The 354-nt window shown below is 49.2% G+C and carries 1 protein-coding gene; it reads left to right on the forward strand.

Features of this window, described 5'->3' with window-relative positions; all coding sequences use genetic code 11:
- Window positions 1-152 precede the first annotated feature (152 nt).
- A complete protein-coding gene (locus JUK32_RS00095; protein WP_204136843.1) occupies window positions 153-350 on the forward strand; it encodes a hypothetical protein in 198 nt (65 codons plus the stop codon).
- The last annotated feature ends 4 nt before the right edge of the window (window positions 351-354 follow it).

Consider the following 354-nt stretch of genomic DNA (forward strand, 5'->3'; position numbering starts at 1 on the left):
CTGTAAACCTGGAATCAGATTGAGATTGATTCAAGTTTATGTCCTCTCCATAGCCCACTTGTCCAGCGTGTCACTCCGCGCACGTCGTCAGAAATGACAGCATCCACAACGGCAAGCAGAGTCACAAATGTAAAAACTGCGGACGCAAGTTTGTGCAAGACCCGCAAAACAAAATCATCGATGAGGCCACCCAGCGCTTGATCGACAAACTCTTGTTAGAGCAGATTCCCTTAGCCGAGATTGCTCGTGTGGCAGAGGTTTCAGAAGTCTGGCTGCGGCAATACGTCAACACCAAATATCAGCAGGTCGAACGTCAAGTGAGGGTAAGCCCTCAAAAAAAGGGCGCTTAACGGT

The organism is Halomicronema sp. CCY15110 (genome assembly GCF_016888165.1).
Taxonomy (GTDB): Bacteria; Cyanobacteriota; Cyanobacteriia; order Phormidesmidales; family Phormidesmidaceae; genus Halomicronema.